Here is an 18,213-nt window from a genome sequence, read left to right as displayed (position 1 = left end):
CAGGTCGTTCGAAAGGATCGCCAATACTGATGAACTGGATCATTCTCGGCATCGCCGGACTGGTGGAGATCATCTGGTCGCAGAGCATCAAGCCGACCGAGAACTTCACCCGCCTCGTCCCGACCGTCATCTGCTTCGTACTCGGCGCGGTCGCGGTGTACCTGCTGTCGCGGGCCATGCAGACGCTGCCGGTCGGTACGGCCTATGCGGTCTTCACCGGAATCGGCGCGGTCGGCGCGATCAGCCTCGGTGTCGTGATCAACAAGGATCCGATGAGCGCCGGACGACTGCTAGCGCTATCGCTGATTCTCGGCGGCATCGTGCTGGCACGCGTCACCAATCCGGAGTGAGTAGGTCCGGCGGTACAGTCCGGCGCATGATCGAACCAGTGTGGGTACCCGATCTACTTCGGTACTCGATTTCCCTTGGCGCACGCGGGATTTGCCGATAAAGCGACCCGCGACCGGCATTCACAGGCCTGGCCGCCGGTACTTCGAACAGCTCGATCAGCGCACGGCCGAGCCCGCCTGACCATTACCTGCTGGTGCACTCGATTCGGACTGCCGCCTTCGCACGCGCCGCGGGGGCGGCGGGGGTAGGTTCGACTGCGAATTGTGATTCACACATCTTCGAAAGGACCGTGATGCCCACACGTACCGCGCGCACCGCTTGGACCGGTGGCCTCCAGGACGGCTCCGGCCAGGTCGAGCTGGCCAGTTCCGGTGTCGGCAAGTACGACGTCTCCTTCCCCAAGCGTGCAGCCGACGACGCCGACGGCACCACCAGCCCCGAGGAACTGATCGCGGCGGCGCACTCCTCCTGCTTCGCCATGGCCCTCTCGGCCCAGATCGGCAATGCCGGTGGCACACCCGAGAGCCTGGACGTCACCGCCGATGTGACCCTCGGCCCGGATCCGGACGGAGGCTTCCGCATCAGCGCCATCAAACTCACCGTCCGCGGCCGGGTCTCCGGCCTGGACGCCGACGGCTTCGCCGCCGCGGCGGCCGCCGCCAAGGCGGGCTGCCCGGTCAGCAAGGCCCTCGCCGGGGTGGACAACATCACCCTCGACGCCGCCCTCGCCTGACTTCCCGGCTCCTCGCACCGCCTGTGCGAGGAGCCCAGTGGTTATGCGAGCGCCGCGTACGCGCACAGGCGTATGGCGAATGTCGTCGGCAGGCCGATGCCCGGACAGGGGTATCGGGAGCAGGGTTGGGGCATGAACATTCTTACTCAACCCGAGGCCATGACCTTCTTGGCCGATCACTATGACGGCGGATGGCATCCCTGGCCGTTCTTCTGGATCTTCCCCTTGCTGTTCTGGGCCACCGTCATCGTCTTCTTCGTATTCGCGCGGCGGCGGCTCTGGGGTCACCAGAGCGGAATCGGTGCGCTGCGTACCGCATTCGCGCGCGGCGAGATCACCGAGGATCAATATCGGAGTCGACTGGCGGTGCTGCGCGAACGCGGAGGGAAGCCGCGCGGTGGTGAAACTTCGACCACCTGAGCGCTTTCCACAAAGGCCGCCGCCCACATCCCACGGGCGGCGGGTACCGCACCGGGCGTTTGCCCGAAATCTATCGGCCGCCAGCTCCGGAACGATGCAATGACTAATTCGACCCGAATCACGGGAGACCGCACCATGACCATCACCTTCGGCATCATCATCACACCGCGTTCGGGCTCCGAATGGGCACGTGCGGTACAAAGCGCCGAACAGCAGGGCTACCAGACGATCCTCCTTCCGGACACCCTGAACACCCCGTCCCCCTTCCCCGCACTCGCGGCCGCCGCCGCGGTGACCACCACCGTCCGACTCCGCCCGAACGTCCTGGCCGCTCCCCTGCGCAATCCGGCCGCCACCGTGCGGGAAACCGCTGCACTGCAACTGCTTTCGGACGGACGATTCGAACTCGGCATCGGGTCGGGGCGTCCCGATGCGAACGCCGAGGCCGAACAACTCGGCATGCCTTGGGGTTCACCGGCCCAGCGGCGCGAGCAACTCATCGCCACCGTGCAGGCCGTTCGCGAACACCTCGATCCGGCACCACCGATCATCGTCGCCGCGAATGGACCACGAATGCTCACTATCGCAGCAGGTTTCGCCGATCGAGTGCTACTTGCCGCCGGACCGGATGCGACCGAGGCCGATCTCGCCGAGATGGTCCGGATCGTGCGCGACAATACCGATCGCGATGTGCGCTTCACCCATCAACTGGTCGGCATCGGTGACGAACTGCCGTTCTGGTTGAGCAAGCGGCTCGGACTCACCGCGGACGGACTGCGCGCGGCCGGATCGGCGGGTGTGCTCGACGGCGATCCGGCCACGGTCGCCGAGGTGCTCGAATACCGCAGGGAGAAGTACGGCATCGATGAACTGATCGTCCCCGGCGAACTGGGCCAAGCCTTCGCCCCAGTACTCGCCCTGTTCACGAACTCGTCTGTCTGACCGGAAGCCCTGAACCCGCCACAGCGCCGCGGTCGCAATTCTCGCGACCGCGGCGCTGTCTGATATGCGCGCGGCGCTGTGCTGACATGCGCGCCCGTCAGCCTGCGAAACTACTGCGCGTCCGGATTGGCCGCCTGCCGTTCGGCATCGGTGAATCCATCCACCGCCTGTCCGGGCGCGGCCATACTGCGCCGCGCCGAATATGCCGCGGCCGACGCGAATGCCCCGGCCGCTCCGGCCGGCGTCGCGCCGTAGGTCAGCGAGCGCCGCGGATCGAATCCCAATTCGGACCCCACCGCCACCGCATCCATATTCGCGCCGAGGAATACGAAATCCCAGGAGTACACCTCCTGCTGCTGCGTAATCAGCGCCCGGACCGCGGCATGCGTCCATTCCCGGCTGGAATTCTCGTGCCCGTCGGTGAGTACAACGACGATCACCGTGCCCGGCCGCTCGTGCTCTGGTCGAGCCGAGAGTTCCCGGCCGATATCGGTGACCAGCCGCCCCACCGCGTCGTACAGTGCGGTTCCGCCGCGCGGCTGCAGGCTCAGCGGCGGCACCTCGGCGATCGGCCGATTCGCATAGACCAGTTCGTATTCGGTATCGAACTGCGCGAGCGTCACCAGCGTCGTCTTCGGCACCTTGCGCTGTTCTTCGATGTAGGCATCGAAGCCGCCCTCGGTATCGGTTTTGATCGCCTGCATGGAACCCGACCGATCCAGCAGAACCGCGATCGATGTCAGATCTGAATTTGTCACCTAGCACCCCCGTGATAGTTGTCCGAATGACCGCTCCCCACGGTACGCCGCCGCTCGAGCGTGCGAATTCCAGAAAAAAATGCCGCCCACCGGAAATCCGGTGGGCGGCATCTTCTAGCCGTTGCGATTACTCGCCGGCGGCCTCGGCCGTGGTGGTGCCTTCGCCCGCACCCGTGAGCACGACCTCCGGCTTGTCCTCGGTGGCTGCCGCCTTGGTCAGCTTCGCCTTGCCGGTGAAGGTGAACTTGGCGTTCTCGCCGGAGCCCTCGCCGTCCCAGCCCTCGACGTCGACCACGATGGTCTGTCCCGGACCGATCTCGCCGAAGAGGATCTTCTCCGACAGCTGGTCCTCGATCTCACGCTGGATGGTCCGGCGCAGCGGCCGGGCGCCGAGCACCGGATCGAAGCCGCGCTTGGCAAGCAGTGCCTTGCCCTGCGGGGACAGCTCGATCTCCATGTCCTTGTTCTTCAGCTGCGTGGCGACGCGGTTGATCATCAGATCCACCATCTCCACGATCTGATCCGTGGTGAGCTGGTGGAAGACGATCACGTCGTCGATGCGGTTGAGGAACTCGGGCCGGAAGTGCTTCTTCAGCTCGTCGTTGACCTTGAGCTTCATCCGCTCGTAGTTCGAACCCTCGGCGTTGGACTGGGTGAAGCCCAGGCCGACCGCCTTGGAGATGTCCGAGGTACCCAGGTTCGAGGTGAAGATCAGCACGGTGTTCTTGAAGTCGACCGTACGTCCCTGGCCGTCGGTGAGACGACCGTCCTCGAGGACCTGCAACAGGGTGTTGTAGATCTCCTGATGTGCCTTTTCGATCTCGTCGAACAGAACGACGGAGAATGGCTTGCGGCGCACCTTCTCGGTGAGCTGGCCGCCCTCTTCGTAGCCCACGTACCCGGGCGGGGCACCGAAGAGCCGCGATGCGGTGAAGCGGTCGTGGAACTCACCCATATCGATCTGGATGAGCGCGTCGTCGTCGCCGAACAGGAAGTTCGCCAGCGCCTTGGACAGCTCGGTCTTACCGACACCGGACGGACCGGCGAAGATGAACGAGCCCGACGGACGCTTCGGATCCTTCAGACCGGCGCGGGTACGGCGGATCGCCTTCGACACGGCCTTGACCGCGTCCTCCTGGCCGATGATCCGCTTGTGCAGCTCGTCCTCCATGCGGAGCAGACGGGTGGTCTCCTCCTCGGTGAGCTTGAACACCGGGATACCGGTCCAGTTGGCCAGCACCTCTGCGATCTGCTCGTCGTCGACCTCGGCCACGACATCCAGATCACCGGAGCGCCACTGCTTTTCGCGCTCGGCGCGCTTGGCGACCAGCTGCTTTTCCTTATCGCGCAGCCGCGCCGCCTTCTCGAAGTCCTGCGCGTCGATGGCGCTTTCCTTCTCCCGACGCGCATCGGCGATCTTGTCGTCGAATTCGCGCAGGTCCGGCGGGGCGGTCATGCGACGGATGCGCATGCGCGCACCGGCCTCGTCGATCAGGTCGATCGCCTTGTCCGGCAGGAACCGGTCGTTGATGTAGCGGTCGGCCAGGGTGGCCGCGGCCACCAGCGCGCCGTCGGTGATGGACACCCGGTGGTGCGCCTCGTAGCGGTCGCGCAGACCCTTGAGGATATTGATGGTGTGCTCGACCGTCGGCTCGCCGACCTGGACCGGCTGGAACCGGCGCTCGAGTGCGGCGTCCTTCTCGATGTACTTGCGGTACTCGTCGAGGGTGGTCGCACCGATGGTCTGCAGCTCACCGCGAGCCAGCTTCGGCTTCAGGATCGACGCGGCGTCGATCGCGCCCTCGGCGGCACCCGCGCCGACGAGCGTGTGCAGCTCGTCGATGAACAGGATGATGTCGCCGCGGGTGTTGATCTCCTTGAGCACCTTCTTCAGGCGCTCTTCGAAGTCACCGCGGTAGCGGCTGCCCGCGACCAGCGAACCCAGGTCGAGGGTGTAGAGCTGCTTGTCCTTCAGCGTCTCCGGGACCTCACCGTTGACGATGGCCTGGGCCAGACCCTCGACCACGGCGGTCTTACCGACACCGGGCTCACCGATGAGGACCGGGTTGTTCTTGGTGCGGCGGCTCAGCACCTGCATGACGCGCTCGATTTCCTTCGAGCGGCCGATGACCGGGTCGAGCTTGCCCTCGAGGGCGGCCTGGGTCAGGTTGCGGCCGAACTGGTCGAGCACCAGCGAGGTGGACGGGGTACCGGCCTCGCCGCGCGAACCGGATTCCACCGGCTCCTTGCCCTGGTATCCGGACAGCAGCTGGATGACCTGCTGGCGCACCCGGTTGAGATCCGCACCCAGCTTCACCAGCACCTGCGCCGCGACACCCTCACCTTCACGGATCAGGCCGAGCAGAATGTGCTCGGTGCCGATGTAGTTGTGGCCGAGCTGCAGCGCCTCGCGCAGGCTCAGTTCCAGCACCTTCTTGGCACGCGGGGTGAACGGGATGTGACCGGACGGAGCCTGCTGGCCCTGGCCGATGATCTCCTCCACCTGGCTGCGCACACCCTCCAGCGAAATACCAAGGGATTCCAGCGACTTCGCCGCTACGCCCTCGCCCTCGTGGATCAACCCAAGCAGGATGTGCTCGGTGCCGATGTAGTTGTGGTTGAGCATCCGGGCCTCTTCTTGGGCCAGGACAACGACGCGCCTCGCGCGGTCGGTGAACCTCTCGAACATCGCTCCCTCACTCTCCTGCTCCGAAATTCTGGCATCCGACGCTTCCGCTGGCGTCAGCCTGCCATGAAGCCCGGGGGTTGCGGCCCCGGCCTCCACTCTAGTTGGCAGGGGATTACGCCGCCTCTAGTCCACCCTATTGGGGACCAGCGACAGCACGGTCATTCACTCATAACGTGCTAGTTGCGGGATACGTTTCCGCTCAGGTTTTGCCCTCAGCGAAATCGCCGCCGCGCCGCTTCCCAGCCGTGGGTGTCACCCGGTGAACGGCGGGACGAACTCGCACGGCACCTCGCGCGCATGCGCCGGATCGAGGGCGTTGAGCACGAAGCGGGCGGTGCGGGGACTGCCCGCGATCGCCAGATGTTCGGAGAAGTCGGTCGCGCAACCGTCCTGGACCACGATATTCGTCGCGTTCGGCCCTGGCACGAAGCCCGAGTCGTACGGGACGACGATCTCGTCAAGGCTGCCCATGATGTTGGTGTAGGTGATGCCGGGAACGTAGACGCCGTCGCTGTTGAGATCCCGCAGGAAGGTTGAATCGCGTAACAACTCGGTGCAGGCCTGGCACAGCGAACCCGCCGCGGCCTGGAAGTACGGCCCGACGCCGAGCCGGTCGGCGAATGCGGCCACATCCGCCCCGCCGCCCGCATTGGTACCGCGCCAGGCCGGTGCGATCGATACATATTTGTCGATCTTGTCCGCACCGCCGAGCCGCTTGGCGTAGTAGTTCGGCAGCACCGTGCCCTGCGAATGCCCGACCACGTCCACCTTGCTCGCCCCGGTCGCCGCGAGCACCCGATCCACGAACGCCGCGAACTGCACCGCGCTCTGCTCGATCGGCAGCATCCCGCCGACCGCTGAGATCGGCCACGGCAGATCGTAGGCACCGTAGGTCAGCGAGAAGACGCAGTAACCTTCGTTCGCGAGCAGCGGCGCGTACAGCCCCCAATTCGTCTGTGCCCCACCACCCGTACCGTGCGCGAGCACAACAGGATTCGGATGCGCCGCACTGGGCCGACACCCCCAATCATTCGAACCCGGCAGCGAGCCACCATGATTCACCAGCTCATTCGGGATGCCGGCGAAGAAGTTGTAGTCGACCGGATATTCGGCCTGCGCACTACCACCCGCACCAACCCACAGCACGGCCAGCACGGCCACGACGATTGCGGACCCGGAAACACGCCGCATGGAGACCTCCAAATCTGGAACGTGTTCCAGAACGTAGCGCAACTTATCCTCACCCGGAGGGCAGTTCGGGCAAGTCCGCGTGCGAATCACCGGCTATGCATCCGGTAGCGTTTCGACCGTGTTCGTACGGTGCGAGTTACCGGCGTCGAGCATGACGACAACGCCGAACGTCAGGCCGAACTATTCGCCTCACTGGTCATGTCGGAATCTCGCGCCGAACCTCAGGGTTCGCTGTTGCGCCACGCCATATTTCCGGATTGAGCCGCCGAACGCATGCTGCGTTCGTCTTGGCCGGGCGCCATCGCACTACCACTGATCGCCTATGCGTGGACCCTGGTCGCCATTCGCGCCTTCACCTTCCGCGCAACTGCGATCGAACGCCGCGCGACCTTCGTGTTCGCCGCGCTGACCGCTGCCGCGACGGTCCGCGAGCGGGTCGTGCAGGATGCCGTCGGCAGGGGCATCTGTCGAACGCACTGCTGTTCCAATTCGGTCTGGTCCTGGTCGCGGCAACCGCCGGTGTTATGATTCTCACGCTGTCAAAAGCGCTGGGCCACAACTACTCCCCCCCTCGTCGTGCACGGTGTGGCGATCATATGCGCGACCATTTCGCTGGCCTACGGCACGAGCGCGCGCAATGATCGCATTCGGTTGTGCCCCCATTTCGGCGGCCTTCCAGATCGTCGGCGCGCACACCGTATCCGCTCGCATCCTGGCCGCGACCGACCGCGACATCATGTTGTTCCAAACACTGATGTTCGCAGCGGCACTGAGCGTTCCGATGCTATTGCGTCTCACCCAACGGCTCGGAATGACACCTTCGCGCGCAGTCGAAAACAGTTGCTTCCGCTGTGGGCCGACCTTACTGCGGCCTGTCCTGAAATCGTCTACAGCGACGTCTCACCTACCGGACTGGGCAGCCGATTCCTACTGCACCGCACCGTGATCGAGATCCGTGACTGTTTGCGGATCCTGTCCCGATACGCGCCGCCCGAGCAGGGGGCGATGACATCGAGCGAAACGCCGGACACCGTTCGGTTGCGGTACGCCGGCTCGCACACGCGTGTGCGACAAGGATCGGTGGCGCCGCCCCGCGCGACGATGTTCTCGCCATGCCCTCGGAGGCGGCTGATGTGGATGCGGAAATCACCGAATTGACGGCCCTCGCGGCGTGCTGGCCCCGCGCTCGCGCGATTGCCGCGGGCGAAGGACGTGGAATTGCGCTGCCCGGTGTGCCGACGTGAGGCCAAACGCCGTCGGCGAGTCGATCACTGATCGACTCGCCGACGGCGGCAGAGAACTAGCGGTGGCGTTCCTACGCCAGGGAATGCGCACCCATCGGCTGCGAGCCGGTCTGTCCGAATCCGTAGTGCTGAGCCATGATCGGCGCCCGGTACGGCTGACCGGCGTATTGCGGACCGACATTCGGTATCTGCTGAGCCTGCGAAACCTGCTGTGTACCAACCGAACCCGCGGCTTGGGTGCGGCCGTGCTGAATACCGGCCACGAACAGCGCGCCGGTCAGCACCAAAAAGGCAAGTGTGTGCAGGATAGCGCGGAGGATATTCCAACGGACCCAAGCGGATTCGAAATCGGCGCGCACCTTTGCCAGGTCACCGATCTGGGCCGGGTCGCCTGCCGCCGCGAGTTGGTCGTTGAGTGGAACGTTCAATCCGGAGGTGACCGCGAAAGCGATCACATTGAGGGCCAGGGCCACGCCGAGCCAGATCAAGGTGGTGCGGTGTTCCTTGCCCAGGTGCAGCGCCGCCGCGAGCAGGGTGAAGCCGACGGTGCCGAGGAATCCGAGCATGAACCACGGGTTGATGATGACCACGTTGATCTTCTGCATCACATCGATCATCGCGCGATCATCGGTGCGGTTCAGCGCGGGCATCACCGATGTCGCGTAAGCGTAAAAAACGCCCGCGAGCAAGCCGGTTGCGAGGGTGGCCGCCACCAGCGCGGCGAGTCGTAGCGCGAACATGAATTTCTCCTGCCTCGAAACCCGGACCTGGTCCGATTTACTCGGTCCGGCGATGTTTCAAGTACATCGGTAACCGTCGCGACCATCCATGGTTCAAGCGCTCGGCCACCTAAGCGAGAGTCCACGCCCGCCCGCGTCACAAGTCTCGGTCGGAGATCAACCCACTTTGCATGGCCAAACCGGCCAGTCGGACTCTTTTCTGATTCTGCGGCAGATTTTCCACACCGAACTTGGCGAACAGCGCCCGCAGATGTGTCTTGATCGCATCGACGCTGAGGAACAATTCCTCGGCGATCTGTTGATTCGAAGCCGGGGTCGCAAAACCCGCACCGTTCTTATATGGACGGCACAGCGCGACCAGCACCGCGCGCTGGGTATCGGTCAGTGAGCGCAGCGTGGGAATAGTGCCGGTCGAGGTCCGCGTCGCATCATCGACAACGCCGCCGAAATCGTGGAACGAGACCAGCGAGGTACCGACCCGGATCCGATCGCCCGCCATCAACCGCCGCCGCCCGACAAGTCGCTCACCGTTGACGAAGGTGCCGTTGCGGGACAGGCCGTCATCGACGATCGTCCAGTGCGCGCCGAGATATTCGACGGCCGCATGCAGGCGCGAGACCTCCGCGTCCCAGCGCAGCGCCAGATCGGCCTGCGGGGAACGCCCGATGGTGACGCGCTGCTGGTCCGGGGTGAGCATGAACTCCTGCTGCCGACCCGAGTCATCAGTGAATCGCAATAGCGATCCGACGAAACCAGTCACTGCGCCGATACCTCATCTCTCCATACCGCCAGTGACGCTCTTCGCACAGTTCCATGGTGCCGCGTCCTGGTACCGCGAGCAAGATCGAGTCGACTCCGAACCTTCCCCATATCGAAGGCCTATCACAAACGAGCCGCCGCCCGGGCGTCGCACGATTCGCCCGGGCGGCAGCCCAAATAAATAAGAACTCAGCCCTTCGCGGCCTTGTTGTACGCATCGGTGATGTCGGCCGAGATACGACCGCGCGCGGACACCTTGTGCCCATTCCGGCGCGCCCACTCGCGAATTGCAGCGCTTTGTTCACGATCGATCGAGACCCGGCTCTTTGCAGCTCCGGGAGCAGCGACCGCAGCCTTGACCCGCCGCCGACCACTCACCCGCCGAGCACTCGAAACCCACTCTTCCAAGCCGTCGCGCAGCTTCGCCGCATTTGCCGACGACAGGTCGATCTCGTACGACACACCGTCGATCGCAAACTCAATGGTCTCGTCCGCGATGGACTCACCATCGACATCGTCGATCAGGCTAACGGTGACCTTCTTTGCCATGAGATGAACGTCCTCTCGAAATCGTGCGACCCGCATACTAGGCCGATTACCCGAGGCAAGAATACCCCGAATTCGAAAAATTCCAAGACGAGGGCCGAACTATGCAATCCGATCGTCAGCGAGTGACTGGACGCACAATTGGGAACAGTATCGTTTCCCGGATTCCCAATCCCGTGAGTGCCATCAACAAGCGATCGATTCCCATACCCGTCCCCGTTGTCGGTGGCATGCCGTGCTCCATCGCTGCGAGGAAGTCCTCGTCGAGTGCCATAGCCTCGTCATCACCTTGTGCGGCAAGCCGCGCTTGATCCACGAACCGCTCGCGCTGGATCACCGGATCGACCAACTCCGAATAGCCAGTTGCCAACTCGAAGCCGCGCACATAGAGGTCCCACTTCTCGGTAACTCCGGGCTTGCTGCGATGCTGTCTGGTCAGCGGTGATGTCTCGACCGGGAAGTCACGCACGAAAGTCGGGGCGTAGAGCTTGTCACCGTACTGGTGCTCCCACAGTTCTTCGACAAGTTTGCCGTGGCCATAGCCCTTGTCCTCGGGAATTTCGAGTCCGACCCGATCAGCGAGTGCAAGTAATTCCTCGATCGACGTTTCCGGAGTCACCGATACACCCAGTGCATCCGACAGCGAGGGGTACATCTCGACCGTCGCCCACTCGCCTCGGAGATCGTATTCGGTGCCATCTGCAAGGGTTACCACCTGCGTGCCGAAGACCTCCTCGGCAACTTCCTGCACCAATTCTCGAATCATCCGTGCGGAGTCGTCGTAGGTGCCGTATGCCTCATAGGTTTCCAACATTGCGAACTCCGGGGAATGCGTGGAGTCCGACCCCTCGTTACGGAAGTTCCTGTTGATCTCGAAGACCTGTTCCAGGCCGCCCACCACACAGCGCTTGAGGAACAGTTCGGGCGCAATTCGCAGGTAGAGATCTATATCGAGGGCATTGGAATGGGTGACGAACGGTCGCGCCGCGGCACCGCCGTGCAGCGTCTGCAGCATCGGCGTCTCCACCTCGAGGAAGCCTCGGCGCTCGAGCGCGTTGCGCATCGCGCGCACCACCGCGACCCTGGTCCTGGCCATTTCCCTGGCCTCTGGGCGCACGATCAGATCGACATAGCGCTGCCGAACCCTCGACTCCTCGTTCATCTCCTTGTGCGCCACCGGCAACGGCCGCAGGGCCTTGGCCGACATGGCCCAGGAATCGGCCATAACGCTCAATTCACCGGTTCGTGAGGAGATCACCTCGCCGTGCACGAATACGAAGTCTCCGAGGTCCACATCGGCCTTCCAGGCCGCCAGCGCGTCGGCTCCGACACCGTTGAGGCTGATCATCGCCTGCAGTTTGGTGCCGTCACCCTCCTGCAGCGTCGCGAAACACAGCTTGCCGGTATTACGCAGGAAAATGACGCGCCCGACGACACCGGCCTGCAGACCGGTCCGGGTGTCCGGCTCGAGCTCCGGATAGGCGGCCCGAATTTCGCCGAGAGTATGTGTGCGCGGCACCACCACCGGATAGGCATCACCGCCATCGGCGATCAACCGCTCGCGCTTCTCGCGCCGAATCCGCATCTGCTCCGGAACATCGTCCGCGGCGGGCGCGGGACGGCCGGCTTGCCCCGCAGGAACCGAACCCGCGGAGCGACCGGATGAAGGCGTGTTCGGGTTGCTCACGTTCAACAACACTAGCGGGCACCGGAAATCGATTTGCGGGCCGCCCGGGCACGACCGACCACTAACGAATCAGCCGTGCCCGGAACAGTCCGTCATGTCCTGTTTCGCGACCTTCTCCGGCACGCCGAATAGCGGGCGCGCTCCGGCAATCATCCGAAAGCCATTGCGCGCCCGTATGTTTCGAGATGGAAGTGGTTCGGCCCGAATTTACAGTGTTGCCAGCGCCTCGACCTCGCGGGCGAAGTGCGGCGCCCGGACCCCGACACTGAGCAGGCCGGCCGCCTTCAATGCCTGATAGCCACCGATCACATCGGTGGCCCGATGCAGACCGAGTTCCTGCAGCGCGGCCGCGGCGAGACTGGAGGTAAAGCCCTCCGAGCAGACGACGATCCATTCCACATCGTGATCGGTGGCCAGTGCCAGCCGGGCCGAACTCGACGGATCCAAACGCCATTCCAGGACATTCCGTTCGATCACCAGCGCGCCCGGCAGTGCGCCCTCACGTGCGCGCTGCGCCTGCGGCCGGATATCGACCAGAATCGCGCCCCGATCGAGCGCCTGCGGCGTTTCGAAGGCATAGATCCGATTCAGGCGAGCCCGCGCGTTCTCGAGCATCTGATCGATGGACAAACGGGTCATCACATATCACCTTCGGGCTGGTCAGTGAGGACGGTTCGGGAGCGCCGCAGGGTGCCGTGGCCGGTCACCTCGTAATAGGACATGGCGGTGAGCGGCGGTGAATAAGCGTGCACGCTGAGCGTCGGATCGAGCGGCCCGACAGATTCCACGGCAGTGCCGTTTCGAGCGACCTGCAAGCCGTCGCCAGCGGCCGGCGCGCGCATCACATCGTGCACCCAGCCGATCGGGAACGAGGCCTGGTCTCCCGCGGTCAGCGTGCGGTTGCGCAGTTCGGTTCCGTTCCAGCGGAATTCCGAGAGCGCGCCGCTGAGCACGGTCAATGCGCCGAGCGAACCGGCATGGTCGTGCAATTCGGTGGATTTGCCCGGAGTCCAGCTGATCAGCCAGACATCGACCTCGTCGTCGGAAAGCAGCCGGGTGGCCCAGCGCTCATCGGTCGGCCAAATTCCATTGGCCGGCAACAGATGGTCGTAGCGTCCCGCGAGTACGTCCTCGGCGCCCTCGTCGGTCAGCCGGAGCAGATCGGCGGGACGCAGGCGGGTGGGTAATGCGGAGGAGACGGCACGATCCAGCGGCGGGGTGGCCGAAAGGGCATTACGTGCGGAATCGAGGGAAAGAACAGAAGAACGCATCAGCGAATCTCCAGGAGTATGTCAACGGTCGAGGGACTTGGTCAGCCTCGAACGGTCGAGGCAGGTCAGCCTCGACAACACTCCTGGGTGCTCACGCGGGAATACACGGGTGCGAGTGTAGCAGCGCGAAAACCGGCGGCAAAGCGCCTGGTCATGCGTGAGCACTCCGGGTGGGCATATCAACTACCCTTACGGCGCTGATTGCGCTCGTAGACCAGGCGCAATCCGGTCAATGTGAGATGCGGCTCGTGGTGGTCGATGGTCTCCGATTCCGGCACGATCAACGGTGCGGTGGCGCCGGTCGCGACCACCGCGACATCGTCACCGGCGAATGCGTCGAATTCATCGCGAATCCGATCGATCAGACCGTCCACCAAACCGGCGAAGCCGAATATCGCGCCGGATTGGATGGCCTCGACGGTGTTCTTGCCGACCACCGAACGCGGCCGAGCCAACTCCACCCGGCGCAATGCGGCACGCTCGATGAGCGCCTCGCTGGAGATCTCCACACCCGGTGCGAGCACACCGCCGAGAAACTCGCCCTTGGCCGATACCAGATCAACGGTGGTGGCGGTGCCGAAATCCACGACAATCGCGGCCGTGCCGAAACGATGATGTGCGGCAAGGGTGTTCACGATGCGGTCCGCGCCGATTTCCTTGGGATTGTCGACGAGCAGCGGAATACCGGTTCGCACACCGGGTTCCACCACCACATGCGGCACATGATCCCAATAGCGAGTGAGCATCGATCTGATCTCGCGCAGTACCGGCGGCACGGTGGACAACGCCGAAACTCCGACGATCTCCTCCACCTGATCACCGACCAATCCGCGCACCTGCATGGCGAATTCGTCCGCGGTCAGCAGCGGATTGGTATGCATCCGCCAGTGCCGCACCAACTTCGCGTGATTACCACTGCCCGAGAACAATCCGAGCTCGATGCTCGTATTTCGGACATCGATGGCCAGCAGCATCAGACGGTGGTCAGTGAGCGCGGGGTGACCAGACCGGAACCCGCCGGGGCATGCGCCGGATCGGAACCGAGATCGGTCGCACGATTGTGCTCGTCGACGAAAACGACCTTCGGGGCGTATTCCTTCAGCTCCGCCTCGTCCATCATGCCGTAGGCGATCAGGATGACCAGATCGCCGGGATGCACGAGATGGGCGGCGGCGCCATTGATCCCGATGACACCCGAACCGCGCTCACCGGCGATCACATAGGTCTCCAGCCGGGCGCCGTTATCGATATCGACAATGCAGACCTGCTCCCCCTCGAGCAGATCGGCGGCGTCGAGCAGATCCTGGTCGACGGTCACCGAGCCGACATAGTGCAGATCGGCGTGGGTCACCGTGGCGCGGTGGATCTTCGACTTCATCATGGTGCGCAACATCGCTGTCGCCCTTCCTAAATATTGGCCTGGGCAGGCTGGGAGTCGGTCGCGGCGGTGCGCGAATCGGGAAGTGTGGGGTGGCCACCATCGACGGGGGCGCCGAGTGCGACGGCCGTGTTGTCGATCAGGCGGGTCGAGCCGACCTTGGCGGCGATGAGCAGTCGCGCATTGCCGTTCGCGGGGGCGGGGCCGAGCGTGGACGACCGCAATTCGAGATAGTCGACATCGACACCTGGGGTCGCGTCGAGCACCGCGCGGGCGGCCGCCAGCACCGCATCGGCGCCGAGCGCGCCCGCATGCCGACCCGCGGCCAGCGCCGCCGACAGGGCCAGCGCCGATTCGCGCTGTGCCGCATCGAGATACCGATTGCGGGAGGACAGTGCGAGACCGTCGGGTTCGCGAACCGTCGGCAGCGGCACGATCTTGACGTCCATATTCAGATCGCGCACCATCTGCCGGATCAGCGTGAGCTGCTGATAGTCCTTCTCGCCGAAGAACGCCTCGGTCGGGCGCGCGATATTCAGCAGCTTCGCGACCACGGTCAGCATGCCTGCGAAATGCGTCGGGCGGCTGGCTCCTTCGAGTTCGGCGCCGATCGGGCCCGGATGCACGGTGGTGCGCGGCCCGTCCGGATACATATCCGACGCGCTCGGCGCGAATACCAGCTCCACACCCTCGTTGCGCAGCAACTCGACGTCGGCGTCGAGGGTCCGCGGATATTTGTCCAGATCCTCGTTCGCACCGAACTGCAGGGGATTCACGAAAATCGAGACGATGACCACCTGATTGGTCCGCTTGGCCCGACGCACGATCTCGAGATGCCCCTCGTGCAGTGCGCCCATGGTCGGCACCAGGCCGACGGTACGGCCGACGCCGCGCAGGGCCTTGGAGACCGCGGCGATCACCTCGGGATCGTGGTGCACGGTCAGCTCGCCGCGCCGGTAAGCGCTGGACCCGATACGCCGCTCACGGGGCCCTCCGTGGTTACGCAAGCTGCCTCCTCCGGGCCCGTCGCTCACTCCTGCGCCTCGCTGACGCTCGGCTCCGGAGTGCGCGATGCGCGCTGTGTCTTCGGCTCCCTCGCTGCGCTCGCTCGCGGCGGGCAATTTCGGATCCATCATCGGCCTCCCTCCAGCAGCTCGATCAGAGCAGGATTGGTCTTGGCGCGTTCGGCCGTGCGCAGCGACATGGCGCGATAGCCCGCGGCCAGCCGGATATCGACCGCTTCCAGGGCGGACAGGTGCGCGGCAACGGCATCCGCGTCGCCACGCGCCACCGGGCCGGTCAACGCGGACTGACCGCGGCGCAAGGCATTGTCGAGTGCGGCGGAGGCCAAGGGGGCGAGCAAGCGTTCGGCCAGACCGTTGGGTTGATCGTCGACGATCTGCTGGCCGAGCAGGCCGGGACCCGCCAGTGCGGCACGCAGTGCGTCGACCGCGTCCAGGACGACCGTGACCAGGTGATTACTGCCGTGTGCGAGCGCGGCGTGATAGAGCTGGCGATTTTCCTCCTGCACCCGAACCGGCTCGCCGCCCATTTCGATCACCAGCGATTGCGCGATGGCGAAGCCGATTTCGTCGGCGGCGGTAACGCCGAAGCAGGCATTGCCGAGCCGGGCGACGTCCTCGTCGTGTCCGGTGAAGGTCATGGCCGGATGGATGGCCAGCGGCAGTGCGCCGCGCTCGACCAGCGGAGCAAGCACGCCGACGCCATTGGCGCCGGAGGTGTGCGCGACGATGGTGCCTGCCCGGACTACACCCGCGGATGCGAGTCCGCGCACCAGCCCGGCCAGTTCGGCATCGGGTACGGCCAGCAGCAGCAGTTCGCTACGTGCGGCCACCTCCTCGACCGGCAGGATCTCGGACTCGGGCAGTCGAGTGCGGGCCCGATGCACCGAGGCATCGGAAATGGCGGCCACGCCGAACACCACGTGTCCGGCGCGCTCGAGCGCCGCGCCGAGTGCGGAGCCGACGCGTCCCGCCGAGACGATTCCCACCGTCAAGCGTGCAGGCGCGGGGTCACCCGAAGCAGCGTTGTCAGGGTTGACGCTTCTCGAGGTCAACGTTGTCCTCTCGATGTCGTTCCAGTCCCGGACAGCCGGGTACCAGACGTTCCGCACCGAGAATATCGGCCCATGGCTCGCCGATGCCACGGGGCACCGCGTGATTTACAACGCAGTGCCTGTGTTTGATTGCCGCGCCCGCGGCGCGGCGTGTTCGCGGCCCCCTGGTGTCTCGCGTCCGACCCTTGCGAGCGACCTGCAAGCAGTCGCTAGCGGCGCGGCAGAGACTCGCGACTTCGTCGCATGCGCTTCGGCCACTCGGCCGCGAACTCCTCGCTCGCAAGACTCGCACCGTCGTGGCCGGGAGGTGCGTAACCGTCACCGCTCGTCGGGTATCAGCGCCCGGTGCGTCCTTTTTCTTCGGACTGCAGGTTCGCCATGATCTCGGCCACCGAAAGTCGGCGCGAGGAGTTGCCGGAGTCGGCGTCCGGATCGACGCGGCGACGGCGGCGGGAGGTGGCGGTCCCCAGCGGCGGAACAGTGGTCGTCGGGTGCGGGGCGGGCTCCGGATGTGGGGTCGGAGTGGACGGCTCCTGCGGCTCGGCTTCGGACGCGGTGGGCTCCGGCTCCGCCAGGCGCGGCGGCACGGTGTACTCCAACGGCTGCAGCCGCGGGGGGACACCGGTCTTTTCCGGATCCTCGGTGAACGCGTCGGCCCAGCCGCCGGTGGTGGTGAGCGGGTCGTAGTCGTGGATGTCGTCGACCTCGGCGTCGTCGATATCCGCATCATCGAGATCGTCGACGGAGACGATCGCGGTCTCCGCGGTCACCGGATCGTCGAAGGGACTGGCGAACCGCGGCGGCTCCGGATGATCCGATTCGAAGACCGGGGTAAAGCTGCTGGGAGATTGCTGGAACGCCATGTCCAGCCAGGTGTCGGCATTCGCCGAGCTATTGTTGGCCGAATTTCCGAATGCGCTCGGCAACTCTTGAATCCGGGTCGCGTCGGCGCGCAATGCGGGTCGATCCATCGGCAGATCACCGTCGAAGAGCCGCTGCAGACTCTCGCGGAGCACGGTCAGTTCGGCGCGCAGCGCGGCCATTTCGGCCGCATCGGCACCCACTTCCGCGCGCACCCGCGCCTCGACGCCGAGCTCGTATTCGCGCCGGGCGGTCACCTCGCGTTCCAACTGGAGTTCGTACACCGTCTGCAGGTCACGGACCTTGGCCTTATCGATCGTGGCTTCCTTGCGGTACCGCGTCGCGGCCAAAGCGCCGATAACGGCCGCCCACAGCGCCGCCACCAAGCCGATCCGAACAAACTGCAGACGGTCACTGAAAACCAGGAAAACGCTGGCAACCAGACCGAGCAGAATCAATACGCCGATGAACAATTTTCCCGCGTCGTCCCGCCGTCGACGAGAGGTGCTGCTACGGGAGGGTGAAACCATGCACGCCAGGGTAGCTTGATCAGCCAGCCGCGCCCA

The 18,213-nt window shown here is 64.9% G+C and carries 22 protein-coding genes; 8 read left to right on the top strand and 14 right to left on the bottom strand.

Annotation, left to right across the window (positions count from 1 at the left end):
• Positions 1–29: 29 nt before the first annotated feature.
• The 4 genes from ACFYOW_RS34590 to ACFYOW_RS34575 all read left to right on the top strand — a co-directional run bounded on the left by ACFYOW_RS34590 (position 30) and on the right by ACFYOW_RS34575 (position 2,446).
• Positions 30–350, top strand: a complete 321-nt coding sequence (locus ACFYOW_RS34590) for a multidrug efflux SMR transporter (protein ID WP_063042772.1) — start codon at positions 30–32, stop codon at positions 348–350.
• Positions 351–643: 293 nt separating this feature from the next.
• Positions 644–1,084 carry an OsmC family peroxiredoxin gene (locus ACFYOW_RS34585; protein ID WP_040686169.1) on the top strand — a complete coding sequence of 147 codons (441 nt, stop codon included), beginning with the start codon at positions 644–646 and terminating at the stop codon, positions 1,082–1,084.
• A 132-nt stretch (positions 1,085–1,216) separates the two neighbouring features.
• A complete protein-coding gene (locus tag ACFYOW_RS34580) occupies positions 1,217–1,504 on the top strand; it encodes an SHOCT domain-containing protein (protein ID WP_387294252.1) in 288 nt (95 codons plus the stop codon).
• 99 nt (positions 1,505–1,603) lie between these two features.
• The gene (locus ACFYOW_RS34575; protein WP_387294251.1) at positions 1,604–2,446 is read left to right on the top strand and encodes an LLM class flavin-dependent oxidoreductase; all 843 of its coding nucleotides are present in this window, start codon (positions 1,604–1,606) and stop codon (positions 2,444–2,446) included.
• A 110-nt stretch (positions 2,447–2,556) separates the two neighbouring features.
• Here ACFYOW_RS34575 and ACFYOW_RS34570 read toward each other — a convergent pair whose 3' ends face one another.
• From ACFYOW_RS34570 to ACFYOW_RS34560, 3 genes are all read right to left on the bottom strand, one after another.
• The gene (locus ACFYOW_RS34570; protein ID WP_387294250.1) at positions 2,557–3,204 is read right to left on the bottom strand and encodes a VWA domain-containing protein; all 648 of its coding nucleotides are present in this window, start codon (positions 3,202–3,204) and stop codon (positions 2,557–2,559) included.
• A 127-nt stretch (positions 3,205–3,331) separates the two neighbouring features.
• On the bottom strand, positions 3,332–5,893 hold the full coding sequence (locus ACFYOW_RS34565; RefSeq protein ID WP_387294249.1) for an ATP-dependent Clp protease ATP-binding subunit: 2,562 nt from the start codon (positions 5,891–5,893) through the stop codon (positions 3,332–3,334).
• 252 nt (positions 5,894–6,145) lie between these two features.
• Positions 6,146–7,084, bottom strand: a complete 939-nt coding sequence (locus ACFYOW_RS34560; protein ID WP_387294248.1) for an esterase/lipase family protein — start codon at positions 7,082–7,084, stop codon at positions 6,146–6,148.
• A gap of 129 nt (positions 7,085–7,213) precedes the next feature.
• On the opposite strand from ACFYOW_RS34560, the gene ACFYOW_RS34555 reads away from it, so the two are divergent.
• The 4 genes from ACFYOW_RS34555 to ACFYOW_RS34540 are packed head-to-tail and all read left to right on the top strand — an operon-like array spanning position 7,214 to position 8,328.
• Complete coding sequence (locus ACFYOW_RS34555) at positions 7,214–7,345, top strand: hypothetical protein (protein WP_387294247.1); 132 nt, start codon at positions 7,214–7,216, stop codon at positions 7,343–7,345.
• Positions 7,346–7,357: 12 nt separating this feature from the next.
• Positions 7,358–7,612, top strand: a complete 255-nt coding sequence (locus ACFYOW_RS34550) for a hypothetical protein (protein WP_387294246.1) — start codon at positions 7,358–7,360, stop codon at positions 7,610–7,612.
• A 48-nt stretch (positions 7,613–7,660) separates the two neighbouring features.
• Positions 7,661–8,242: a DUF6545 domain-containing protein gene (locus tag ACFYOW_RS34545; protein ID WP_387294245.1), complete on the top strand. Its 582-nt coding sequence runs from the start codon at positions 7,661–7,663 to the stop codon at positions 8,240–8,242.
• A complete protein-coding gene (locus ACFYOW_RS34540) occupies positions 8,197–8,328 on the top strand; it encodes a hypothetical protein (protein ID WP_387294287.1) in 132 nt (43 codons plus the stop codon). The genes ACFYOW_RS34545 and ACFYOW_RS34540 overlap by 46 nt, the downstream gene beginning before the upstream one ends.
• A 71-nt stretch (positions 8,329–8,399) precedes the next feature.
• Here ACFYOW_RS34540 and ACFYOW_RS34535 read toward each other — a convergent pair whose 3' ends face one another.
• From ACFYOW_RS34535 to ACFYOW_RS34485, 11 genes are all read right to left on the bottom strand, one after another.
• The gene (locus ACFYOW_RS34535; RefSeq protein WP_387294244.1) at positions 8,400–9,068 is read right to left on the bottom strand and encodes a DUF1772 domain-containing protein; all 669 of its coding nucleotides are present in this window, start codon (positions 9,066–9,068) and stop codon (positions 8,400–8,402) included.
• Positions 9,069–9,204: 136 nt separating this feature from the next.
• The gene (locus ACFYOW_RS34530; protein WP_245672443.1) at positions 9,205–9,765 is read right to left on the bottom strand and encodes an FHA domain-containing protein; all 561 of its coding nucleotides are present in this window, start codon (positions 9,763–9,765) and stop codon (positions 9,205–9,207) included.
• A gap of 251 nt (positions 9,766–10,016) precedes the next feature.
• A complete protein-coding gene (locus tag ACFYOW_RS34525) occupies positions 10,017–10,376 on the bottom strand; it encodes an Lsr2 family protein (protein ID WP_040686163.1) in 360 nt (119 codons plus the stop codon).
• Between the two features lie 115 nt (positions 10,377–10,491).
• Positions 10,492–11,958 carry a lysine--tRNA ligase gene (gene lysS / locus ACFYOW_RS34520; RefSeq protein ID WP_387294285.1) on the bottom strand — a complete coding sequence of 489 codons (1,467 nt, stop codon included), beginning with the start codon at positions 11,956–11,958 and terminating at the stop codon, positions 10,492–10,494.
• 309 nt (positions 11,959–12,267) lie between these two features.
• On the bottom strand, positions 12,268–12,690 hold the full coding sequence (locus ACFYOW_RS34515) for a rhodanese-like domain-containing protein (RefSeq protein ID WP_364489266.1): 423 nt from the start codon (positions 12,688–12,690) through the stop codon (positions 12,268–12,270).
• Positions 12,691–12,698: 8 nt separating this feature from the next.
• Positions 12,699–13,331, bottom strand: a complete 633-nt coding sequence (locus ACFYOW_RS34510) for a cysteine dioxygenase (RefSeq protein ID WP_387294243.1) — start codon at positions 13,329–13,331, stop codon at positions 12,699–12,701.
• Between the two features lie 179 nt (positions 13,332–13,510).
• Complete coding sequence (locus ACFYOW_RS34505; RefSeq protein WP_387294242.1) at positions 13,511–14,305, bottom strand: type III pantothenate kinase; 795 nt, start codon at positions 14,303–14,305, stop codon at positions 13,511–13,513.
• Positions 14,305–14,724, bottom strand: a complete 420-nt coding sequence (panD, locus tag ACFYOW_RS34500; protein WP_040686161.1) for an aspartate 1-decarboxylase — start codon at positions 14,722–14,724, stop codon at positions 14,305–14,307. Before panD ends, ACFYOW_RS34505 begins: the two co-directional genes overlap by 1 nt.
• 14 nt (positions 14,725–14,738) lie before the next feature.
• Complete coding sequence (gene panC, locus ACFYOW_RS34495; protein WP_387294241.1) at positions 14,739–15,716, bottom strand: pantoate--beta-alanine ligase; 978 nt, start codon at positions 15,714–15,716, stop codon at positions 14,739–14,741.
• Positions 15,717–15,841: 125 nt separating this feature from the next.
• The gene (locus ACFYOW_RS34490) at positions 15,842–16,786 is read right to left on the bottom strand and encodes a Rossmann-like and DUF2520 domain-containing protein (RefSeq protein ID WP_387294240.1); all 945 of its coding nucleotides are present in this window, start codon (positions 16,784–16,786) and stop codon (positions 15,842–15,844) included.
• Between the two features lie 335 nt (positions 16,787–17,121).
• Positions 17,122–18,177: a DUF6779 domain-containing protein gene (locus ACFYOW_RS34485; protein ID WP_387294239.1), complete on the bottom strand. Its 1,056-nt coding sequence runs from the start codon at positions 18,175–18,177 to the stop codon at positions 17,122–17,124.
• Between the last annotated feature and the right edge of the window lie 36 nt (positions 18,178–18,213).

The sequence above is a fragment of the Nocardia sp. NPDC006982 genome, from assembly GCF_042869435.1.
Lineage (GTDB): Bacteria > Actinomycetota > Actinomycetes > Mycobacteriales > Mycobacteriaceae > Nocardia.
Note: the sequence above shows the minus strand (reverse complement) of the source record. Positions and strands in the feature narration are given on the sequence as shown.